The sequence below is a fragment of the Pseudomonas sp. LB-090624 genome, assembly GCF_003205205.1.
Taxonomy (GTDB): Bacteria; Pseudomonadota; Gammaproteobacteria; order Pseudomonadales; family Pseudomonadaceae; genus Aquipseudomonas.
This window is the reverse complement of the sequence record NZ_QJRL01000021.1, coordinates 71108-92160: the sequence shown is the minus strand read 5'-3', so window position 1 is coordinate 92160 and position 21053 is coordinate 71108. Positions and strand designations below refer to the sequence as shown.

The following is a 21053-nucleotide window of genomic DNA, read 5'->3' as shown; positions in this document are numbered from 1 at the left end:
CAAACGCCCGGCCAAGTCACCGAAGACAGGCGGGCGCCTTTTGAGCTTTTCCAACACAGTTAGTGGAGAGATCACCTTGGTAGAGTACGTAGTTTCCCTCGATAAGCTCGGCGTCCATGATGTGGAGCATGTGGGGGGCAAGAACGCATCCCTGGGCGAGATGATCAGCAACCTTGCCGGTGCTGGTGTATCGGTGCCGGGCGGCTTTGCCACTACGGCGCAGGCGTACCGCGATTTTCTCGAACAGAGTGGTCTGAACGACAAGATTCATGCCGCGCTCGATGCCCTCGACGTGGATGACATCAATGCCCTGACCAAGACTGGTGCGCAGATCCGCCAGTGGGTCATGGAAGCCGAATTCCCGCCACGCCTGGATTCGGAAATCCGAACCGCCTTCGCTGCGATGGCTGCCGGCAACGATAATATGGCCGTGGCCGTGCGCTCCTCGGCTACCGCCGAAGACCTGCCGGACGCCTCGTTCGCCGGCCAGCAGGAAACCTTCCTCAACATCCGTGGCGTCGACAACGTGATCCGCGCGGCCAAGGAAGTGTTCGCCTCGCTGTTCAACGATCGCGCCATCGCCTACCGCGTGCACCAGGGCTTCGACCACAAGCTGGTCGCCCTGTCCGCCGGCGTGCAGCGCATGGTCCGCTCCGAAACCGGCACCGCCGGCGTCATGTTCACCCTCGACACCGAGTCGGGCTTCCGTGACGTGGTGTTCATCACCGGCGCCTATGGCCTGGGCGAAACCGTGGTGCAGGGTGCGGTCAACCCTGACGAATTCTACGTGCACAAGAACACCTTGCAGGCCGGTCGCCCGGCCATCCTGCGCCGCAACCTGGGCAGCAAGGCGATCAAGATGGTCTATGGCGACGAAGCCAAGGCCGGTCGTTCGGTCAAGACCGTCGAAGTCGACCGCGCCGAGCGCGCACGCTTCTGCCTGACCGATGCCGAGGTCAGCGAACTGGCCAAGCAGGCCATGATCATCGAGCAGCACTACCAGCGTCCGATGGACATCGAGTGGGCCAAGGACGGTGACGACGGCAAGCTGTACATCGTCCAGGCCCGCCCTGAGACGGTGAAGAGCCGTTCCAGCGCCAATGTCATGGAACGCTACCTGCTGAAGGAAAAGGGCACCGTGCTGGTGGAAGGCCGTGCCATCGGCCAGCGTATCGGCGCCGGCAAGGTTCGCGTCATCAACGACGTATCGGAAATGGACAAGGTCCAGCCGGGCGACGTACTGGTTTCCGACATGACCGACCCGGACTGGGAGCCGGTGATGAAGCGCGCCAGCGCCATCGTCACCAACCGCGGCGGGCGTACCTGCCACGCGGCGATCATCGCCCGTGAGCTGGGCATTCCGGCCGTGGTCGGTTGCGGCAATGCCACCCAAGTGCTGAAGGATGGCCAGGGCGTGACCGTATCCTGCGCCGAAGGCGACACCGGCTTCATCTTCGAAGGTGAGCTGGGCTTCGACATCAAGCAGAACTCGGTCGATGCCATGCCCGAGCTACCGTTCAAGATCATGATGAACGTCGGCAACCCGGACCGCGCCTTCGATTTCGCCCAGCTGCCGAACGCCGGCGTGGGCCTGGCGCGCCTGGAATTCATCATCAACCGCATGATCGGCGTGCACCCCAAGGCACTGCTGAACTACGCGGGCCTGCCAGCCGACCTGAAAGACAGCGTCGACAAGCGCATTGCCGGCTACAACGACCCGGTTGGCTTCTATGTCGAGAAGCTGGTCGAGGGTATCAGCACCCTGGCGGCGGCCTTCTACCCGAAAAAGGTCATCGTGCGCCTGTCGGACTTCAAGTCCAACGAGTACGCCAACCTGATCGGCGGCAAGCTGTACGAGCCGGAAGAAGAAAACCCGATGCTGGGCTTCCGCGGTGCATCGCGCTACATCAGCGAATCGTTCCGTGACTGCTTCGAGCTGGAATGCCGTGCGCTCAAGCGTGTGCGCAACGAGATGGGCCTGACCAACGTCGAGATCATGGTGCCGTTCGTGCGTACCCTGGGCGAAGCCAGCCAGGTCGTCGACCTGCTTGCCGAAAACGGCCTGGCCCGCGGCGACAACGGTCTGCGCGTGATCATGATGTGCGAACTGCCGTCCAACGCCATTCTGGCCGAAGAGTTCCTTGAGTACTTCGACGGCTTCTCGATCGGCTCCAACGACCTGACCCAGCTGACCCTGGGCCTGGACCGCGACTCGGGCATCATCGCCCACCTGTTCGACGAGCGTAACCCTGCGGTGAAGAAGCTGCTGGCCAACGCCATTGCCGCGTGCAACAAGGCCGGCAAGTACATCGGCATCTGCGGCCAGGGCCCGTCGGACCACCCGGACCTGGCCAAGTGGCTGATGGAACAAGGCATCGAAAGCGTGTCGCTGAACCCGGACTCGGTGCTCGAAACCTGGTTCTTCCTGGCCGAAGGCCAAGGCGCGGCCTGACGCAATAAAACGCGGGGGGACGTCTGGCGTACCCCCGCCTGGTTTTTTCCAGGGCGAGCTCCAGCAATGGATCCCGCCCTTTTTTGTGCACCAAGCAACCTTATGCAAAGCAGCAGCACTCTATTTCCCGTGGCCTTGCTCAGTGCCGAGCGCCGCGGCGACCTCAGCGAAGACGTGTACCGGATCAAGGCCGGCAACGGCCCTGACCCCAGCGTCGAGCTGGCCGTGACCCGCCTGGGGCTGGCCGACCAGGGCGAGGCCCAAGGCGTGCCGGTCATTCTTCTGCACGGCAGCTTTTCCAACCGGCGCTTCTGGTATTCCCCCAAAGGCGTCGGCTTGGGTGCCTATCTGGCGCGGGCCGGTTTCGATGTATGGATCCCGGAAATGCGTGGCCACGGTCTGTCGCCGCGCAACCTTGCCTGGAAGCACAACAGTGTCGCTGCCTACGCCCGTGATGACTTGCCGCTGATCAACGCCTTCGTGCGCGAGCAATCGGGCCAGGCGCCGCACTGGGTGGGCCATTCGTTGGGTGGGACGACATTGGCGGCAGCGCTGGGTGGTGGCTTCCTGGAGCCGGGGCAAGTCGCCAGTGTGGCGCTGTTCGGCACCCAGATCAGCCGTGTGTACTGGCCGTTGAAAGTGCCCCCGCTGGCCTGGGGCGCGAAGCTGGTGCTCAAGCGGTGGGGGCAGATTTCTGGCCCGCGCTTCAAGCGTGGGCCCGAGGACGAACCGATTGGGCTGGCCCTGGAAAGCATGCGCTGGCATGGCCTGTTCGGGCGCTTTGGCGACAAGCAGAACGATTGGTGGGCAGGGCTGGCTGAAGTGGACGTACCGCTGTTGGCAGTGGCCGGTGCAGGGGACTTCCAGGACCCAGTGTGGGCTTGTCGAAAGCTGTTCGAGCAGTTGGGCGGCGCGCGCAAGCAATTCCTGCGGCTGGGTCGTGAAGAAGGTTTCGACGCCTTTGGGCACGTCGACATGCTGGTGAGCAAGGCCGCGCAGGTGCAGGTGTGGCCGTTGGTGCAGCGCTGGCTGCGCAACCCGCTGCTGCCGGTGCATGCGTCCACTGTGGCTGCAGAGCCTTTGCCAGCCAGTTGACCTTGCTTTGTCTGCACGGGCCGTTTCGCGGCCCCGCCTGCGAAACGGCCGATACAGGATGAAGACAAATGACTGCCCGGTCCCGGATGACTACGACAGGCTCCAAGGTGTAGCCTTGGCCGATACCCGCTTTCGTTGTGACTGACAGGAGCTTCCCATGCAGCATTACGTAACGCCCGACCTGTGCGACGCCTACCCGGACCTGGTACAAGTGCTGGAGCCGATGTTCAGCAATTTCGGCGGCCGTGATTCGTTCGGCGGCCAGATCGTCACCATCAAGTGCTTCGAAGACAACTCGCTGGTCAAGGAGCAGGTCGAACGCGATGGCAAGGGCAAGGTGCTGGTGGTCGATGGTGGTGGGTCGCTGCGCCGGGCGTTGCTCGGTGACATCCTCGCCGAAAAGGCCGCCAAAAATGGCTGGGAAGGCCTGGTGATCTACGGCTGCGTACGTGATGTCGATGTGCTGATCCAGACCGACGTTGGCGTGCAGGCGCTGGCCAGCCACCCGATGAAGACCGACAAGCGCGGCATTGGCGACCTCGATGTGGCAGTGACCTTCGCTGGCGTGACGTTCCGCCCGGGCGAGTATATCTATGCCGACAACAATGGCGTGCTGGTCTCGCCAAGCCCGCTGAAAATGCCGGAGTGATGCGCCACACGCGCTGATGGAGCTTTGATGTTCGAGGAAGACAACGCGCAGTGGGGGCTGGTGCATGCCCTGGTGCTCGATGGCAAAGGTGGCGCACGCTCGATTGCCCGTACCGAACTGGACGACCTGCAGCTGCAACCGGAGCAAAGCCTGTGGCTGCACTGGGATCGCAGCCATCCGCAAACCCGCACTTGGCTGTTGCATGACAGCGGCCTGAGCGAGTTCGCCTGCGAACTGCTGCTGGAGGAGAACACCCGACCACGCCTGCTGCCCATGGCGGACGAACAGTTGCTGCTGTTTTTGCGTGGGGTCAACCTCAATCCGGGCGCCGAGCCCGAAGACATGGTTTCGGTGCGAATCTTCGCCGAGGCACAGCGGGTTATCTCTTTGCGCCTGCGGCCGCTGCGCGCCAGTGATGAAGTGCTGCAGCAGCTGGAGCAGGGCAGGGGGCCAAAATCGGCATCTGAATTGTTGCTGTTGATGGGCGAGCTACTGACCGAAAAGGTTCAGGGGCTGGTCAGTGACCTGGCCGAACTGGTCGACCTGGAGGAAGAAAAGGTCGAATCCGACGAACGGTACACCCCGGAGCATGGCAGCCTGCAGCAGATCCGCCGCCGCGCCGCCGGCTTGCGCCGGTTCCTGGCGCCGCAACGGGAAATCTATGCCCAGTTGTCGCGCAGCAAATGGAGCTGGTTCGCCAATGCCGACGCCGATTACTGGAACGAGCTCAACAATAGCCTGATCCGCTACCTCGAGGAGCTGGAACTGACCCGGGAGCGCGCCGCACTGGTGCTGGAAAGCGAAGACCGCCGCCGCAGCGAGCGGATGAACCGCACCATGTACCGCTTCGGCATCATCACCTGCATCTTTTTGCCCATGAGCTTCATCACCGGGCTGCTGGGTATCAATGTCGGCGGCATCCCGGGGGCCGAAAACCCCTTGGGCTTCCTGTGTGCCTGCAGTGTGGTGCTGGGGTTGGAGGTGGGGCAGTGGTGGTTGTTCCGGCGGTTGCGATGGGGGGAGGTGGTCATTTTGAAACATTCGTCCCAACCCGGTGTGTGACCCATCGCCCGGCCATCTCGTCTCTCACTGACATTGCGCGAGGTGCCCATGCACGATCCGTTTGAAGAATCCCTGCGCGACCTGCTAAAGGCATCACCCTCCGGCAACGACCGGGACGACCGGGACGACGCCGCTTGCCTGGGTCGCGTACTGAAAACCGCCAACCGCCAGGTGGGTGCGGGCGATCTGTTCAGCCTGCTTGGCCGTTGGAGCCAGGCGCTGCTGATTGCCGTGAACAATGGCTCGGCGCATGTCGCGCCGGTGCGCCGACACTCTTCCCGCAACGCTGCCAACGGCAGCAAAGCAGATAAGGCCGATTGAATATGGAACTCGATCTCTGGACCCAGAGCCTGGTCACCGCGATGACCGCCCTTTGGACCAAGGTAGCGAACTTCATCCCCAACCTGTTCGGCGCGCTGGTCGTGGTGCTGCTCGGTTTCGTGGTGGCCAAGCTACTCGACACGCTGCTGTCCAAACTGCTGGCCAAGTTCGGCCTGGACCGCCTGATGGCCGGCACGGGCCTGACCAAAATGCTCGGCCGGGTTGGCATCCAGGTGCCGATCTCGACCTTGATCGGCAAGATCGTCTACTGGTTCGTGCTGCTCATCTTCCTCGTTTCGGCCGCTGAATCGCTCGGCCTGGAGCGGGTTTCGGCAACCCTCGACATGCTCGCCCTCTACCTGCCCAAGGTGTTCGGCGCAGCGCTGGTGCTGCTGGCCGGCGTGCTGCTGGCGCAGGTGGCCAACGGCCTGGTGCGCGGTGCTGCCGAAGGCATCGGCCTGGAGTATTCGGCGGGCCTTGGGCGGATCACCCAGGGTCTGGTGATCATCATCAGCATCTCGGTGGCCATCAGCCAGCTGGAGGTGAAAACCGACCTGTTGAACCACGTGATCGTGATCGGGCTGATTACCGTTGGTCTGGCCGTTGCCCTCGCCATGGGCCTTGGCAGCCGCGAGATCGCCGGGCAGATCCTGGCCGGCATCTACGTGCGCGAGCTGTTTCAGGTGGGCCAGCAAGTGCGGATTGGAGAGGTCGAAGGGCTGATCGAGGAAATCGGCACGGTAAAAACCACGCTGCTGACCGATGATGGCGAACTGGTGTCGCTGTCCAACCGCGAGTTGCTCGAGCAGCGTGTCAATAGCCGCTAACCGCTCAAAAGCTGTTAATGTATGCCGCCGCGAATTCGACCCACGGGGTCGCGCGGCGACATTGACCTGACTGTCGGCCAGATCCGTTTTGAATAAAGTTCATTCGCCGCCCATGCGTTATGACCCCCGCGAGCTCACCGATGAAGAGTTGGTGGCGCGTTCGCATGAGGAGCTGTACCACGTTACCCGCGCCTATGAGGAGCTCATGCGGCGCTACCAGCGGACCCTGTTCAACGTCTGTGCGCGTTATCTGGGGAACGACCGTGACGCGGACGATGTCTGTCAGGAAGTGATGCTGAAAGTGCTGTACGGGCTGAAGAACTTCGAGGGTAAATCCAAGTTCAAGACCTGGCTCTACAGCATCACCTACAACGAGTGCATTACCCAGTACCGCAAGGAGCGCCGTAAACGCCGGTTGATGGATGCCTTGAGTCTGGACCCTGTTGAAGAGGCGTCCGAAGACAAGGCCCCGAAACCGGAAGAAAAAGGCGGGCTGGACAAGTGGCTGGTGCATGTGAACCCGATTGACCGGGAAATTCTGGTGCTGCGTTTTGTCGCAGAACTGGAGTTTCAGGAAATTGCCGACATCATGCACATGGGCCTGAGCGCGACGAAAATGCGTTACAAGCGCGCGCTAGACAAGCTTCGGGAGAAATTTGCTGGCCTCGATGAAACTTAGTGGCGTGCAAATATCTCTAACGAATCGGCGAGTTCTGCTAGACTTGCCGTCGAGTTGTCCCCCTTGTTTGTGGTGGGACTGCTTAACTATCACCAGATGGGGATTTAACGGATGAAATTGAAAAACACCTTGGGCTTGGCCATTGGTTCGCTTGTAGCCGCCACTTCGATTGGCGCTATGGCACAAGGTCAAGGCGCCGTCGAGACTGAAATCTTCTACAAGAAGGAATTCTTCGACAGCCAGCGCGACTTCAAGAACGACGGCAACCTGTTCGGCGGTTCGATCGGTTACTTCCTGACCGACGACGTTGAACTGCGTCTGGGCTACGACGAAGTTCACAACGCTCGTGGCGAAGACGGCAAAAACATCAAGGGCTCGAACACCGCCCTGGACGCCGTTTACCACTTCAACAACCCGTACGACGCCATCCGTCCGTACGTTTCCGCTGGTTTCTCGCACCAGTCGCTGGGCCAGACCGGCCGTGGCGGTCGTGACCACTCCACCTTCGCCAACGTTGGCGCTGGCGCCAAGTGGTACATCACCGACATGTTCTACGCCCGTGCCGGCGTAGAAGCTCAGTACAACATCGACCAGGGCGACACCGAGTGGGCCCCAAGCGTTGGTGTTGGCCTGAACTTCGGCGGTAGCCCGAAGCAAGCCGAAGCCGCTCCAGCTCCAGTTGCTGAAGTCTGCTCCGACTCCGACAACGACGGTGTTTGCGACAACGTCGACAAGTGCCCTGACACCCCGGCCAACGTTACCGTTGACGCCGACGGCTGCCCGGCTGTTGCCGAAGTCGTTCGCGTTGAGCTGGACGTCAAGTTCGACTTCGACAAGTCGGTCGTCAAGCCAAACAGCTACGGCGACATCAAGAACCTGGCTGACTTCATGAAGCAGTACCCACAAACCACCACCGTGGTTGAAGGTCACACTGACTCCGTGGGCCCAGACGCTTACAACCAGAAGCTGTCCGAGCGTCGTGCCAACGCTGTCAAGCAGGTACTGACCCAGCAGTACGGCGTAGAATCCAGCCGTGTTGATTCGGTTGGCTACGGCGAAACCCGTCCGGTTGCTGACAACGCCACCGAAGAAGGTCGCGCTGTTAACCGTCGCGTTGAAGCGCAGGTTGAAGCTCAGTCCAAGTAATTGGCCTGATGTTTCACGAAAAACCCGGCTTCGGCCGGGTTTTTCTTTGCCTGGAATTTTCCGGCCTGCCCGCACCCTGCGGGTCGCGAAAGGGCAGCAACGCGGCCCCAGGTTTCAGCGTTGTTGCAACAGTTGCAGGGGCTGCTGCGCGGTCATTTCGCGATACAAGGCCGCTCCCACAGGTGTTGCAGCTACCTCGCCAATCACCAGAATTGCGGGGCTACGCAACCCAAACCCTCGCGCATCCTCGACCATCCCCCACACATCGCTCCTGCACTCGCGCTGTTGCGGCAACGAGGCATTCTCGATCATCGCCACCGGCGTCCCTGCCGCCATCCCGCCATCCAGCAACCCCTGGCGCACTTGCTCCAGCCGCGCCACCCCCATGTACACCACCAACGTCGTGCCAGCCTGGGCCAATGCTGCCCAGTTCAGCTCGCTGTCATCCTGGGTATGCGCCGTCACCAAGGTCACTCCTCGGCTCACACCCCGCGAGGTGAGGGAGATACCGCACTGCGTCGCCCCTGCCAGGCCAGCGGTGATGCCGTTGACCACTTCCACTTCGATACCATGCCCCTGCAACCACAGTGCTTCTTCACCGCCACGGCCAAAAATGCACGGGTCACCGCCCTTGAGCCTTACCACGCAACGGCCCTGCCGCGCATGGCGTAACATCAGGCGCTGGATGAACGCCTGCGGTGTCGAGCGGCAGCCACCGCGCTTGCCCACGGCAATCACGCGGGCCTGCGGGCAATGGCCCAGCACCGCCGGGTTGACCAAGTCGTCGATCATCACCACGGCAGCTTGCTGCAAAGCGCGCACGGCCTTGAGGGTGAGCAGTTCAGGGTCACCAGGGCCAGCACCGACCAGCCACACTTTTGCATTCATCAGGTTTTCCTCATCGGCAAGCTGCATTCAGCCCTTGAGCAGGGTGATTAGCAAAATCAGGTTTATCAGCAACGACAGCAGGGCCAGGGTGCGCCAGACCTTCAGCGGTTCGCGCTCCAGCAATGGTCGTGGCCGGCTGGTCAGTTCCTGGCGGTCGCCGCGTTCAAGCAGGAGCAACCAGTGTTCGGCGGTTTCGAAGCGCTGCGCCGGATCGGCTGCCACCGCCTGCTGCAGGTTGTGCTGCAACCATTCCGGCAGGTCTGGGCGGTAGCGTGAGGGGTTGATCGGCTGGCTGAAGCGCGGGCGCTGGAAGGCTTCCACTTCGCCATACGGGTAGTGCCCGGTCAGCAGCTGGTATAGCGTCACGCCCACGGCGTAAAGGTCCTGACGCGGGCTGGGTGGCTGGCCGTCGAATGCTTCCGGAGCGAGGTACGAGGGCGTACCGGGCAGATCGTGAAGCGGGTCCTCGGACAGGCCTGGACAATAGGCGAGGCCGAAGTCCAGCAGGCGCAGCTGACCATCGCGGCCAAGGTGCAGGTTGTCCGGCTTGATGTCGCGATGCAGCAGGTTGCGCCGATGCAGTACGCCGACTGCCTGCAGCAATTGCCGGGCGATCTCCAGCCACTGGGTGAGGGGCAACGGGCCGTTTTCGCCCAGCAGTGTGGCCAGGTCTTGCCCGGGGTATTGGCGCATCACGTAGTACAGGTGCTGGCGCTGACTGGCGGCGTGCACTTCTGGAAAGTGCCGGCCGGCAACGCGGCGCAGGAACCACTCTTCCAGCAACAGCCCCTGTGCAGCACCCGGCTCCTGCTCGCGCACGGTGGGCAAGGTCTTCAGCAACCAGGCCTGGTTCTGGCTGTCGCGCACCTGGTAGAGCAGGGACTGGCGGCTGTGGGCATGGCGTTTTTCAACCTGCCAACCGTCGATTAGCTGGCCCGGCCTTAGCGGGCCGGGTATCGGCCATTGCTGCAGCTGCGCGAGGGTATCGCCCAGGTTGGCGGTGCCCAGTTGCTCGACCTGCACCAGCAAGGCGCTGGCGTTGTCCTGGCTGCCATTGAGGTGGGCGCTGGCAACCAGCGTGTCGGCGGCCAATTGCAGGTCGGGCTGGTCGCGCAGCACGGCCTGGATGTGCTGGTCGCCCAAGCTGGCCCAGACACCGTCGCTAAGCAGCAGGAAGCACTCGCCCGGCTGCAGCTCGCCTTCCAGGTAATCCACCAGCAGGTGCTGGTCCAAGCCCAGCGCGCGCTTCAGCACATGCTGCATGCCTGGCTGGTCCCACACATGGTCCTCGCTCAGGCATTGCAGATGGCCGTCGTGCCAGCGGTACACGCGGCAGTCGCCGACATGGGCGAGGGTAAAGCGCCGGCCGCGCAGTACTAGCGCGCTGAGGGTGGTCAGCAACGGCTGGCCGCTGCCTTGGGCGCGCAGCCAGCGGTTCTGCGCCAGCAACAGGCGGTCAAGGGCCTGGGCCACGCTCCAGGTAGCTGGGGTGGCGTAGTAGTCCAGGGCCAGAGCCTGCAGGCTGGCCCGGGCCGCCAAGCCACCGTCGGCGCATTGGCTGACGCCATCGGCCAAGGCGAACAAGTAGCCCTTGCTGGCGGCCAGCTCCGGCGCCGGAGTCACCAGGCGCAAGGCATCCTGGTTTTCCGTGCGCGGCCCGGTAGCGCTGGCCTGGGCAAAGCTCAGTTGCAGGCTCATCAGCGTGCCTCAGACCCGTGCCGCAGTAACGGCAGCCGAGCCCCAGGTGGTGCGCCAGCGTTGTTTCACGCCGTGCAGTCCGAACCAGGCCAGCAGGCCCAGGCTGGCGAACAGCCACAGCCCCAGCTGGTAATCGCCGGTATGCTGCTTGATGGTGCCAAGCCCGGCTGCCAGCAGAAAGCCGCCGATGCCGCCGGCCATGCCGATCAACCCGGTCATCACGCCGATCTCCTGGCGGAAGCGCTGCGGCACCAACTGGAAGACCGCGCCATTGCCTGCGCCCAGGCCGAGCATGGCGCTGACGAACAGTGCCAATGCGGCAGCGGCGGACGGCAGGTTGAAGCCCACTGCAGCAATGCAGATGGCCGCCACGCTGTACATGCCCAGCAAAGTACGGATGCCACCGAAGCGGTCGGCCAGGGCGCCGCCGAGTGGGCGCATCAGGCTGCCGGCGAACACACAGGCAGCGGTGTAGTAGCCAGCGGTGACCGGGCTCAGGCCGTACTGGTCGCTGAAGTAGCCGGGCAAGGCGCTGGCCAGGCCGATGAAGCCACCGAAGGTGACGCTGTAGAAGAACATGAACCACCAGCTGTCGCGGTCGCCCAAGGCCTTGAGGTAGTCGGCCATGGCTTTTGGCTTGGGCCGTTGCGGGGCATTGCGCGCCAGCAGGGCGAAGACCACCAGCGCCAGCGACAGCGGGATCAGCGCGAAGCCGAACACGTTGTTCCAGCCGAAGCCCGCTGCCAATGCGGGCGCCAGCAAGGCGGCGAACACCGTACCGGAGTTGCCGGCGCCAGCGATACCCATCGCCTTGCCCTGGTGTTGCGGTGGGTACCACTGCGAGGCCAGTGGCAGCGACACGGCGAATGAGGCGCCGGCAAAGCCGAGGAATACCCCCAGCAGCAGCGCCTGTTCGTAGCTGTGCACGCCCAGATGCCATGCAGCGGCCAAGGCAACGATAACGATCACCTGGCCAATCAGGCCGGCGGTTTTGGGTGACAGACGGTCCACCAGTACGCCCATGGCGAAGCGCAGGATCGCCCCGGCCAGGATCGGCATCGCCACCATCAGGCCCCGTTGTTGTGCACTCAGTTGCAGGTCGGCGGCAATCTGCACCGCCAACGGGCCCAGCAGGTACCAGACCATGAAGCTGAGGTCGAAGTACAGGAACGCGGCGAACAGCGTGGGCACATGCCCGGATTTCCAGAAGCTGGTACTCATCGAACACCTCACTCGGCAATGCAACGGAACGAAAAAGACGCCGCCACCCGCTCCATGGTTGTGGAGGGGAGAGCGACGTCTTTGTCGGGATTAAGTGGGGCAACCGCCGTTGGCTACCGGTGAGATTTGTTCAGCAAGAGACGGGCCAACTGTTGGGAGGGTTTGTTCCGAGGTGCTCGGTGGCTGTTAAATCGAGCGCCGCCCGCGCGGCGCATCGCGAGCTGCGCTCGCTCCTACATTTGTTTCGGGCCAGTCACGCCTGTGGCAGGCGCGCGCGACCGCCTTGTTTGTGCGACGCAATATCGCGTCATGCGCCAAGGCGTACGCGCGCAAATCCCCCAGAAATAACTGGCCCGAAACAACCGTAGGAGCGAGCGCAGCTCGCGATGCGCCGCGCGGGCGGCGCTCGATCTGCCAGTCGCCAACAATTTCAGGCCCAGCGTATCAGCCGAGCATCTCGTGCATGGCAATGATCTGCTCGGCCACCTGGATGAGTTTCTGCTGCCGGCTCATGGCCTGGCGGCGCATCAGGGTGTAGGCCTGCTCTTCATTGCAGTCCTTCATTTTCATCAGCAAACCCTTGGCCTGCTCGATGCGTTTGCGTTCGGCCAGTTGCTGGTCGCGCGCCAGCAGTTGGGCTTTCAATGCCTGGTCGCTTTCAAAGCGGGCCATGGCCACATCCAGAATCGGCTGCAGCCGGGCAGCATGGATGCCTTCGACGATATAGGCGCTGACCCCGGCCTGAATCGCCTGGCGCATCACCCCCGGGTCGTGCTCGTCGGTGAACAGCACTATGGGTCGCGGCTGGTCACGGCTGACCAGTACCACTTGCTCCATCACATCGCGGTCCGGGGAATCGGTATCGATCAGCACCACGTCCGGACGCACCGTTTCGACACACGCGGGCAGGTCGATGGTCAGGCCTGGGGCTTCGGTGACCTCGAAGCCGGCCTCGATCAAGGCTGCCTTGAGGCGGCCGAGTTTGCTCTGGGTGTCGTCGATCAACAGTATGCGCAGCATGTTCGTCCCTCTCACAGGCCAACACGTGCATCGGGCCGCTCGCCCAGCGCATGCAGGCTGAAGCTGCGGGCATAATCGTAGGGGGCGCTGCCGTCCCAGCGGGTACCGTCGATCAGCAGGCTGCTGCGCATCGGCTGGTCGGGGCAGGTGACGCCCAGGCTGTGCGCCGCCTCGGTGTACAGCGCCAGTTGCTGGACCTGGCGCGCTACGCCAAGGTAGTCGGGGTCGTCGCGCAGCAGGCCCCAGCGGCGGAACTGGGTCATGAACCACATGCCGTCGGACAGGTACGGCAGGTTGACCCGGCCATGGTCGAACAGGCGCAGGGCATGTGGGTCTTGCCACTGGTTGCCGAGGCCATCGTGATAGTCGCCGAGCAGGCGCGGCTCGATGCTGCCCAGCGGGGTGTCCAGGTAGGCGCTGCCGCTCAGCAGCTGTGCAGTGCCGCGGCGGTTTTCCGGGCTTTGTTCGATGAAGCGACTGGCGGCGAGGACGGCCTTGATCAACGCGCGGGCGCTGTTGGGGTATTGCTCTGCAAAGGCTCGGGCACAGGCCAGGACCTTTTCCGGGTGGTCCGGCCAGATCGACTGGCTGGTGGCCAAGGTGAAACCTTGGCCTTTGGCCACCGCGTCGGCAGCCCAGGGCTCGCCGACGCAGAAACCGTCGATACGCCCGGCCTGGATGTGCGCGGCCATCTGGGCAGGCGGTACCACTACACTGTCGACGTCGCGCAGCGGGTGGATGCCCTGGCTGGCCAGCCAGTAATACAACCACATGGCGTGTGTGCCAGTGGGGAACGTCTGGGCGAATGTCAGTCGTGCGCCATGCTGGTGCACCAGCCGGGCCAGTGCTTCAGGGTTGGTCACGCCTTTGCGTTGCAGGGCCGGTGACAGGTTGATGGCCTGGGCGTTCTGGTTAAGCCCCATCAGTACTGCCATGTCGCTGGCGGCTACACCGCCAATGCCCAGGTGCACGGCGTAGACCAGGCCATACAAGCAGTGCGCGGCATCCAGCTCGCCACTGACCAGCTTGTCGCGCAGCCCGGCCCACGAGCCCTGGCGCTTGAGGTTGAGGGTAAGGCCGTGCTGCTGGGCGAAGCCCTGGGTGGCGGCAACCACCACCGAGGCGCAATCGGTCAGGGCCATGTAGCCGATGTTCAGGCTGGGTTTTTCCGGCGCGTCGCTGCCGTTGACCCAGGCCAGGGGCGTTGCTCGGGGTGCAGTGTTCACAAGGTTCCTCGCCCGTACTGATAAGGCTGTGGGGATGACTGGTGCAACCGATGTGCCAGCCGTACCACGATTTGCTGTCCTGCCAGCCCCGCGCTGGCTATAATCGCCCCCTCACTCACCCTGAGCCTTGCCCGCCCATGTATACCCTGGCCCGCCAGCTGCTGTTCAAGCTTTCCCCGGAAACGTCCCACGACCTGTCCCTGGACCTGATCGGCGCCGGTGGCCGTCTTGGCCTCAATGGCATGCTGTGCAAGCAACCGGCCGCCTTGCCGGTTTCGGTCATGGGCTTGAACTTCGCCAACCCGGTGGGCCTGGCCGCTGGCCTGGACAAGAACGGCGCGGCCATCGACGGGTTCGCCCAGCTGGGCTTCGGTTTTGTCGAAATCGGCACCGTCACCCCGCGTCCGCAACCGGGCAACCCAAAACCGCGGCTGTTCCGCCTGCCGGAAGCCACGGCCATCATCAACCGCATGGGTTTCAACAACCTGGGCGTCGATCACCTGCTTGGCCGTGTACGCGCTTCGCGCTACAACGGGGTACTGGGTATCAACATCGGCAAGAATTTCGACACCCCGGTCGAGCGCGCCGTCGATGATTACCTGATCTGCCTGGACAAGGTGTACACCGCGGCCAGCTACATCACCGTCAATGTCAGCTCGCCCAACACCCCTGGCCTGCGCAGCCTGCAGTTCGGCGACTCGCTCAAGCAACTGCTGGATGCCCTGGCCGAGCGCCGCGAGCAACTGGCCGCCACGCACGGCAAGCGCGTGCCGCTGGCAATCAAGATCGCACCGGACATGAGCGACGAAGAAACAGCCCTGGTGGCAGCCGCGCTGATGGCGTCGGGCATGGATGCGGTGATCGCCACCAACACCACGCTGGGCCGTGAGGGTGTCGAGGCATTGCCGCATGGTAGCGAGGCGGGCGGCCTGTCGGGCGCACCGGTGCTGGAAAAGAGCACCCATATCGTCAAGGTGCTGGCCGGCGAACTGGGCGGCAAGCTGCCGATCATTGCCGCAGGTGGCATCACCGAAGGCCGCCATGCTGCGCAGAAGATCGCGGCGGGTGCCAGCCTGGTACAGATTTATTCGGGCTTCATTTATAAAGGGCCGGCGCTGATTCGCGAGGCGGTGGACGCCATCGCTGCGATGCCGCGGTGACCTGACACGGCCCTTTCGCGGGCAACGCCGTTGCGGTTTGCCAAGGCATAAAAAAGGGCCCCTTCAAGGGGCCCCTGGGCCTTCGCCCGCCGCCCGGATAGGGCGTGCATGGTAAATCGAATTCAGTGTCCTCGATCAGCCAACGGCGTGATTTTCGTTGAGTCTATGGATGCCAGCGGTGCCAGTCATTCCGTCCCAGTTATCACCGCGACCTTCGCGCCAGCCGTTGATCCAGGCTTGGCGTACAGAAGGAAGATTGAAGGGGCAAAGTTCGCGGGATTTGCCGGTGACCCCGTATTGGTAGCCACGTGAATATGCTCTTTCCAACGGATCACGCTTAAGTCTTCTCATAGGGTGTTGCCCTCACTTGTTGACTGTAATGTCCCGTCGGCCTCTCCGAGGCCGGGCAGAGTCTTTCTGCCGGTTTGCGCTCGCTGCCGGCGTCGCGAGCTGAAGGTGCCGCCTCGTTGCGAAGCGGCCTGAGACCAGTTCTAACGAATGCGAGTCACGGTGTGAATGATCGATTTGTCATAAGGGCGTAACGTTTATGAGGGTGAGGGGATAAGTAAATAAATGCGACTCAACCTTGTTTGGCGTTGAGCCCGCTATGATCGGGGTTTGCCGATCTTTGACGTCATTTCGCCAGCGTGGCGTGTGGCTGACAGAATCAATTTGAAATGCGACGAAGGGTCACAGACGCCCGGGTATCGCGAGAATTTTTAGTACTGCCCGATGATCTAAGCTGTCTTTGCTGCTTGGATCGATCAGGCGGCCCGGCCCTTGGCCGCACACATGTGCTGTGAAGGGCCACCCGCATGCCTGTTGGAAAGGGGTGCGGGCAAACATCGCGGGGCGATGCGTCGCCCCGTCAGTCAAATAGCCAAAGGCTCTGGAATATTCATGTCGGACCGTTTCGAACTTTATCTCACCTGTCCCAAAGGCCTTGAAGGCCTGCTTGCCGAAGAGGCCAAGGGCCTTGGCCTTGACGAAGTGCGTGAGCACACCTCGGCCATTCGCGGCGCCGCCGACATGGAAACCGCCTACCGCTTGTGCGTCTGGTCACGTTTGGCCAACCGCGTGCTGCTGGTGCTCAAGCGCTTCTCGATGAAGAACGCCGACGACCTGTACGATGGCGTGCACGCGGTCGACTGGGCCGACCACCTGGCAGCCGATGGCACCCTGGCCGTGGAATTCAGCGGCCATGGCTCGGGCATCGATAACACCCATTTCGGTGCATTGAAGGTCAAGGACGCGATCGTCGACAAGCTGCGCAACCGTGAAGGCCTGCGCCCATCGGTTGAAAAAATCGACCCTGACGTGCGTGTGCACCTGCGCCTGGACCGTGGCGAGGCCATCCTTTCCCTTGACCTGTCCGGTCACAGCCTGCACCAGCGTGGCTATCGCCTGCAGCAAGGCGCCGCGCCGCTGAAGGAAAACCTCGCGGCAGCCGTGCTGATCCGCGCTGGCTGGCCGCGCATTGCCGCCGAAGGTGGCGCGCTGGCTGACCCCATGTGCGGTGTCGGTACCTTCCTGGTCGAAGCAGCCATGATCGCTGCTGATATCGCGCCCAACCTCAAGCGTGAACGCTGGGGCTTCAGTGCCTGGCTCGGCCATGTGCCGGCGCTGTGGCGCAAGGTGCACGACGAGGCACAGGCCCGCGCGCAGGCCGGCCTGGCCAAGCCACCGCTGTGGATCCGTGGCTACGAGGCTGACCCGCGGCTTATCCAGCCGGGCCGCAACAACGTCGAGCGTGCTGGCCTGGGCGACTGGGTCAAGATCTACCAGGGTGAAGTCAGCACCTTCGAGCCGCGCCCGGACCAGAACCAGAAAGGCCTGGTCATCAGCAACCCGCCCTACGGCGAGCGCCTGGGTGACGAAGCCAGCCTGCTGTACCTCTACCAGAACCTCGGCGAGCGCCTGCGCCAGGCCTGTATGGGCTGGGAGGCAGCGGTATTCACCGGCGCGCCGCAACTGGGCAAGCGCATGGGCATTCGCAGCCACAAGCAGTATGCGTTCTGGAACGGTGCCTTGCCGTGCAAGCTGCTGCTGTTCAAGGTGCAACCTGACCAGTTCGTGACCGGTGAGCGTCGCGAAGCGCAGGCTGAAAACGCTGAAACCCGCCAGCAGACGCCAGTGGCCAGCGAGCCGGCGCGCCTGTCGGAAGGGGCACAGATGTTTGCCAACCGGTTGCAGAAGAACCTCAAGCAACTGGGCAAGTGGGCTCGGCGCGAACAGGTTGATTGCTACCGCCTGTACGACGCCGACATGCCCGAATATGCACTGGCGGTCGACCTGTACCAGGATTGGGTACATGTGCAGGAATACGCAGCTCCCCGTTCGATCGACCCGGACAAGGCCCAGGCGCGTCTGCTCGACGCCCTGGCGGCCATTCCACAGGCCCTGGGTATTTCCCATCAGCGGGTCGTGCTCAAGCGTCGCGAGCGCCAGAGCGGCACCCGTCAGTACGAACGCCAGGCTACTGAAGGGTGCTTCCAGGAGGTGAACGAAGGCGGTGTCAAGCTGCTGGTCAATCTCACCGACTACCTTGATACCGGGCTGTTCCTGGATCATCGCCCGATGCGCATGCGCATCCAGCGCGAGGCTGCTGGCAAGCGCTTCCTCAACCTGTTCTGCTACACCGCCACGGCAACGGTGCATGCAGCCAAGGGCGGTGCCCGCAGCACCACCAGCGTCGACCTGTCGAAAACTTACCTGGACTGGGCGCGGCGCAACCTGGCACTGAATGGCTTCTCCGAGCGTAACCGGTTGGAGCAGGGCGATGTGATGGCCTGGCTGGAAGCCTGTCGCGAAAGCTACGAGATGATCTTCATCGACCCGCCGACTTTCTCCAACTCCAAGCGCATGGAAGGCGTGTTCGACGTACAGCGTGACCACGTGCAACTGCTGGACCTGGCCATGGCTCGCCTGGCCCCGGGGGGCGTGTTGTATTTCTCCAACAACTTCCGCAAGTTCCAGCTGGACGAGCACCTGACGGCGCGTTACGCCGTGGAGGAAATCACCGCCCAGACCCTGGATCCGGACTTCGCCCGCAACAGTCGCATCCATCGCGCCTGGCGTTTGCAACTGCGCTGAGGCGACGAGGTACATTGCGCGACTGATGGCCAATAGCTATAACTGAACGCAGGGCAAGATAATCCGCAGGACGCTGACGTGACGAGATGGGTGTATGTCGAAGTGTGGCGTGCGTGCGCGGTTACTTGGCCTGTGCACAGAGGCGGTGTCCGCCTGGGCGGTGGCGCTGGTCGCAGTGGTCGCGGGTGGCATGCTGACAGCCGTCCTGGCGCTTGCTGCACAGACCTTCTACAAGCAGCAGTTGCGCCAACGCTTCGAGCTGATGGCCAACGAGCGTTTCAGCCGTATTGCCGAACGCTTTGATGAACAGCAGCAGCGCCTGGACGGGCTGCGGCGGTTCTTCAGCTTCTCCAATGACATAACCCTGCGTGAGTTCGACGGCTATGCCCGACCCTTGCTGCAGCGCACCCTGGCCTATGCCTGGGCGCCGCGCGTCGAGGCGGCGCAGCGTGCCGAGTTCGAACGCCAGGCCAGCGCCCCTTCCGGCCCAGGCTATGTGGTCCGCGATCAGGACGAGCAAGGCCAGTGGCGACGCGCGCCGCTACGCGACCATTACTTTCCGGTGCTGTACAGCCAATCGGGCGAGCTGCCTGGGTTGCCGCATGGTATGGACCTGGCCGGCCAGGCCGTAGCTCAGGCGGCCCTTGCGCGGGCGCCGGGGCCGGGCAGCATGGCGTTATCCGAGCCGCTGGCCATGTTCGATACTCAGTCGGACGCGAGGGGCCTGCTGATGGTGGCACCGGTGTTTACCGATGCCAACCCGCAGGGCGACCTGGCGGGGTATGTGATGGCGTTGCTGAGCATGCGTGAGCTGGTCAGCGATGGCAAACCGCTGTCGGCTGAAGACCAGCTGGTGGTGCGCATTGTTGACCCGTCCGGGCTGCATGGGCCGCAAGTCATGTTCGATTCGCAGAACCAGGTCGCCCCGTTGCCGCTGTCCAGTCATCAGTTGTTGCACCTGGCCGACCGCCATTTTCAGCTGATTATCCGGCCAAGCAGGGCCTTCATGCAGGCCAACCCTTCCTCGGCGGTACTTGCGGTCGCGTTGCTGGGCGGGTTGTTGAGCCTGCTGCTCAGCGCGCTGCTCTACAGCCTGTTCAGCCAGCGTCAGCGTGCCCTGGCCCTGGTCGAACAGCGGACGGCCGAGCTGCGGGTCAGCGAGCAGTCGCTGCGTGGCACCCATAATCAGTTGCGCAGCGTGCTGGATGCCGCGACGCAGGTGGCGATCATCGCCACCAACCTCAAGGGTGAAGTCAGCACCTTCAACGCGGGTGCCGAACGCATGCTCGGTTACCCGGCCAGGGAGGCGATCGGCCGGTTGCGGCTCGAGCATCTGGTGCTACCCGATGAACTGAATGCGCGCGCCCATGCGTTGAGCCTCCACTATGGTCGGCCGATTGCCGGTGGCCAGGCCATGTTCGCCGAAACGGTCCAGGAGCAGGGTGCCGAACCGGGGGAGTGGACCTTGGTACGTGCCGACGGCAGCCAGCTGGTGGCCAACATGCTGGTCACTGCCATGCTCGACGAGCAAGGGTTGTGGGTTGGCTACCTGGCCATCTGCATCGACGTTACCGAGCGGCGGCGGGTGCATGAGGCGCTGGCGGCACGAGACCGTTTGCTGGAAAAACTCAGCGCCGAAGTACCGGGTGGCATCTATCAGTACCGTCTGGATGCCGATGGCCATTCGTGTTTCCCCTACGCCAGCATGGGCCTGTACGACATCTACGAAGTCGACCTGCAGCAGTTGCGCGAGGATGCCACGGTGGTGTTCGAGCGCATACACCCAGATGACCTGGACCGTGTACGCCGTTCGGTGCGCTACTCGGCCGAGCACCTGTCGCCTTGGCGTGAGGAGTATCGGGTCTGTCTGCCACGGGCGGGTTTACGCTGGGTACGCGGTGAGGCGACCCCGGAAGTGGGCGAGCAGGGCTGTACCCTGTGGCACGGCTACTTGACCGACATTTCCGACCTCAAGGGCGTGGAGGAAGATTTACGTACGCTGTCGGTAACCGACTCGCTGACCGGTATCCACAACCGTCGCTATTTCCAGGAGCGGCTGAAGATCGAGTTGGAGCGGGCACAGCGCGATGGCCTGGCGCTGGCGGTGATCATGCTCGACATCGATCACTTCAAGCGGATCAATGACCGCTTCGGTCATGCTGTCGGCGATCGGGTGCTGCGCAGCCTGTGTCAGCGTATTGGTCAGCGGCTACGGCGTACCGATGTGTTCTGCCGGTTGGGCGGGGAGGAGTTCATGGTGCTGTGCCCAGGCAGCGATGCCGAGCAGGCGCGGCTGTTGGCGCTGGAGTTGTGGCAAGGGGTGCGCAATGTGCCGGTTGAAGGCGTCGGCAAGGTCACGGCGAGTTTCGGTGTGGCTGGCTGGCGACCGGGTGAGGGCGCTGATGCCTTGCTGGTACGCGCCGATGCGGGCGTGTATGCGGCCAAGCAGGCCGGGCGAGACCGGGTGGAGGGGGAGTCGGTTTGAGAGCGGTCGGTTGCCAGTACCGGCCTTTTCA

At 63.2% G+C, this 21053-nt stretch carries 17 protein-coding genes; 11 read left to right on the top strand and 6 right to left on the bottom strand.

The genetic code is table 11. The annotated features are described in order from the left end of the window. The first annotated feature begins 76 nt into the window (after window positions 1-76). The 8 genes from ppsA (at window position 77) to DMX11_RS18570 (ending at window position 8231) form a co-directional block, all read left to right on the top strand. A complete protein-coding gene (ppsA, locus tag DMX11_RS18605) occupies window positions 77-2452 on the top strand; it encodes a phosphoenolpyruvate synthase (protein ID WP_110745839.1) in 2376 nt (791 codons plus the stop codon). A gap of 102 nt (window positions 2453-2554) precedes the next feature. After that, window positions 2555-3547, top strand: a complete 993-nt coding sequence (locus tag DMX11_RS18600; RefSeq protein WP_256590636.1) for an alpha/beta fold hydrolase — start codon at window positions 2555-2557, stop codon at window positions 3545-3547. A 157-nt stretch (window positions 3548-3704) separates the two neighbouring features. Beyond that, window positions 3705-4196, top strand: coding sequence for a ribonuclease E activity regulator RraA (gene rraA, locus DMX11_RS18595; RefSeq protein ID WP_110745837.1), 492 nt, complete (start codon window positions 3705-3707; stop codon window positions 4194-4196). Window positions 4197-4223: 27 nt separating this feature from the next. Then, on the top strand, window positions 4224-5258 hold the full coding sequence (locus DMX11_RS18590) for a zinc transporter ZntB (protein ID WP_110745836.1): 1035 nt from the start codon (window positions 4224-4226) through the stop codon (window positions 5256-5258). Between the two features lie 48 nt (window positions 5259-5306). Next, window positions 5307-5579 carry a hypothetical protein gene (locus tag DMX11_RS18585; protein WP_010953087.1) on the top strand — a complete coding sequence of 91 codons (273 nt, stop codon included), beginning with the start codon at window positions 5307-5309 and terminating at the stop codon, window positions 5577-5579. Between the two features lie 2 nt (window positions 5580-5581). Next, window positions 5582-6406 (top strand): mechanosensitive ion channel domain-containing protein, encoded by an 825-nt coding sequence (locus tag DMX11_RS18580; RefSeq protein ID WP_110745835.1) that lies wholly within the window; start codon window positions 5582-5584, stop codon window positions 6404-6406. A gap of 112 nt (window positions 6407-6518) precedes the next feature. After that, the gene (gene sigX, locus DMX11_RS18575) at window positions 6519-7085 is read left to right on the top strand and encodes an RNA polymerase sigma factor SigX (RefSeq protein WP_003248665.1); all 567 of its coding nucleotides are present in this window, start codon (window positions 6519-6521) and stop codon (window positions 7083-7085) included. Between the two features lie 111 nt (window positions 7086-7196). Continuing rightward, window positions 7197-8231: an OmpA family protein gene (locus DMX11_RS18570; RefSeq protein ID WP_110745834.1), complete on the top strand. Its 1035-nt coding sequence runs from the start codon at window positions 7197-7199 to the stop codon at window positions 8229-8231. A gap of 114 nt (window positions 8232-8345) precedes the next feature. Here the strand turns inward: DMX11_RS18570 and cobA are convergent, their stop codons facing one another. From cobA to DMX11_RS18545, 5 genes are all read right to left on the bottom strand, one after another. Then, window positions 8346-9119: a uroporphyrinogen-III C-methyltransferase gene (cobA, locus tag DMX11_RS18565; RefSeq protein ID WP_256590635.1), complete on the bottom strand. Its 774-nt coding sequence runs from the start codon at window positions 9117-9119 to the stop codon at window positions 8346-8348. 27 nt (window positions 9120-9146) lie between these two features. Then, window positions 9147-10817, bottom strand: coding sequence for a bifunctional protein-serine/threonine kinase/phosphatase (locus DMX11_RS18560; RefSeq protein ID WP_110745833.1), 1671 nt, complete (start codon window positions 10815-10817; stop codon window positions 9147-9149). Window positions 10818-10826: 9 nt separating this feature from the next. Continuing rightward, the gene (locus tag DMX11_RS18555; protein WP_110745832.1) at window positions 10827-12038 is read right to left on the bottom strand and encodes a NarK/NasA family nitrate transporter; all 1212 of its coding nucleotides are present in this window, start codon (window positions 12036-12038) and stop codon (window positions 10827-10829) included. 444 nt (window positions 12039-12482) lie between these two features. After that, the gene (locus DMX11_RS18550; protein WP_110745831.1) at window positions 12483-13058 is read right to left on the bottom strand and encodes an ANTAR domain-containing response regulator; all 576 of its coding nucleotides are present in this window, start codon (window positions 13056-13058) and stop codon (window positions 12483-12485) included. An 11-nt stretch (window positions 13059-13069) separates the two neighbouring features. Beyond that, on the bottom strand, window positions 13070-14284 hold the full coding sequence (locus DMX11_RS18545; protein WP_110745830.1) for a CmpA/NrtA family ABC transporter substrate-binding protein: 1215 nt from the start codon (window positions 14282-14284) through the stop codon (window positions 13070-13072). Between the two features lie 137 nt (window positions 14285-14421). Between DMX11_RS18545 and DMX11_RS18540 the strand changes: the two genes are divergently transcribed. Then, window positions 14422-15444 carry a quinone-dependent dihydroorotate dehydrogenase gene (locus tag DMX11_RS18540; protein ID WP_110745829.1) on the top strand — a complete coding sequence of 341 codons (1023 nt, stop codon included), beginning with the start codon at window positions 14422-14424 and terminating at the stop codon, window positions 15442-15444. 135 nt (window positions 15445-15579) lie between these two features. Here DMX11_RS18540 and rmf read toward each other — a convergent pair whose 3' ends face one another. After that, window positions 15580-15795, bottom strand: a complete 216-nt coding sequence (gene rmf, locus DMX11_RS18535; RefSeq protein ID WP_003248687.1) for a ribosome modulation factor — start codon at window positions 15793-15795, stop codon at window positions 15580-15582. Between the two features lie 549 nt (window positions 15796-16344). On the opposite strand from rmf, the gene rlmKL reads away from it, so the two are divergent. Further along, a complete protein-coding gene (rlmKL, locus tag DMX11_RS18530) occupies window positions 16345-18537 on the top strand; it encodes a bifunctional 23S rRNA (guanine(2069)-N(7))-methyltransferase RlmK/23S rRNA (guanine(2445)-N(2))-methyltransferase RlmL (protein WP_110745828.1) in 2193 nt (730 codons plus the stop codon). Between the two features lie 94 nt (window positions 18538-18631). Next, complete coding sequence (locus DMX11_RS18525) at window positions 18632-21022, top strand: diguanylate cyclase (RefSeq protein WP_110745827.1); 2391 nt, start codon at window positions 18632-18634, stop codon at window positions 21020-21022. Window positions 21023-21053: the final 31 nt, after the last annotated feature.

Bases quoted from the DNA above. Each gene is read 5' to 3' on its own strand.
- DMX11_RS18585 (WP_010953087.1), top strand. From the start codon at position 5,307: ATGCACGATCCGTTTGAAGAATCCCTGCGCGACCTGCTAAAGGCATCA.
- rmf (WP_003248687.1), bottom strand. From the start codon at position 15,795: ATGAGAAGACTTAAGCGTGATCCGTTGGAAAGAGCATATTCACGTGGC.
- DMX11_RS18590 (WP_110745836.1), top strand. From the start codon at position 4,224: ATGTTCGAGGAAGACAACGCGCAGTGGGGGCTGGTGCATGCCCTGGTG.
- DMX11_RS18550 (WP_110745831.1), bottom strand. From the start codon at position 13,058: ATGCTGCGCATACTGTTGATCGACGACACCCAGAGCAAACTCGGCCGC.
- sigX (WP_003248665.1), top strand. From the start codon at position 6,519: ATGCGTTATGACCCCCGCGAGCTCACCGATGAAGAGTTGGTGGCGCGT.
- DMX11_RS18540 (WP_110745829.1), top strand. From the start codon at position 14,422: ATGTATACCCTGGCCCGCCAGCTGCTGTTCAAGCTTTCCCCGGAAACG.
- DMX11_RS18570 (WP_110745834.1), top strand. From the start codon at position 7,197: ATGAAATTGAAAAACACCTTGGGCTTGGCCATTGGTTCGCTTGTAGCC.
- DMX11_RS18560 (WP_110745833.1), bottom strand. From the start codon at position 10,817: ATGAGCCTGCAACTGAGCTTTGCCCAGGCCAGCGCTACCGGGCCGCGC.
- cobA (WP_256590635.1), bottom strand. From the start codon at position 9,119: ATGAATGCAAAAGTGTGGCTGGTCGGTGCTGGCCCTGGTGACCCTGAA.
- rraA (WP_110745837.1), top strand. From the start codon at position 3,705: ATGCAGCATTACGTAACGCCCGACCTGTGCGACGCCTACCCGGACCTG.
- DMX11_RS18600 (WP_256590636.1), top strand. From the start codon at position 2,555: ATGCAAAGCAGCAGCACTCTATTTCCCGTGGCCTTGCTCAGTGCCGAG.
- DMX11_RS18580 (WP_110745835.1), top strand. From the start codon at position 5,582: ATGGAACTCGATCTCTGGACCCAGAGCCTGGTCACCGCGATGACCGCC.
- DMX11_RS18525 (WP_110745827.1), top strand. From the start codon at position 18,632: ATGTCGAAGTGTGGCGTGCGTGCGCGGTTACTTGGCCTGTGCACAGAG.
- rlmKL (WP_110745828.1), top strand. From the start codon at position 16,345: ATGTCGGACCGTTTCGAACTTTATCTCACCTGTCCCAAAGGCCTTGAA.
- DMX11_RS18555 (WP_110745832.1), bottom strand. From the start codon at position 12,038: ATGAGTACCAGCTTCTGGAAATCCGGGCATGTGCCCACGCTGTTCGCC.